Annotated in this window: 1 protein-coding gene; it reads right to left on the bottom strand. The window is 78.3% G+C overall.

All coding sequences use genetic code 11. The features are described from left to right. The coding region (locus J0695_RS43155; RefSeq protein ID WP_206970247.1) for a molybdopterin-dependent oxidoreductase at positions 1-203 on the bottom strand (203 nt) is incomplete at both ends.

The raw sequence follows: 203 nt of genomic DNA, 5'->3' as shown, positions 1-203 counted from the left end.
GAGGCGGACCGGGCCGCCGTGGGCGTGGCCCAGGTCCTCGTCCTGCATGCGCAGGGCGACCAGGACGTCCGCCCGGCGGGCCTGGGCGAGGGTGAGGCTCTCCGAGTAGGCGCCGTCGAAGCAGGTGAAGCGCACCGCCCCGGCCGTGGCGCGCACGCCCGCCGCGTCCAGGAGCCGGGACAGGCGCACCCCCTCGAACGGGG

Origin of the sequence: Streptomyces beijiangensis, from assembly GCF_017315755.1 — a bacterium.
In the GTDB taxonomy this organism is placed as follows: Bacteria; Actinomycetota; Actinomycetes; order Streptomycetales; family Streptomycetaceae; genus Streptomyces; species Streptomyces beijiangensis.
This window is presented reverse-complemented; position numbering and strand designations above follow the sequence as displayed.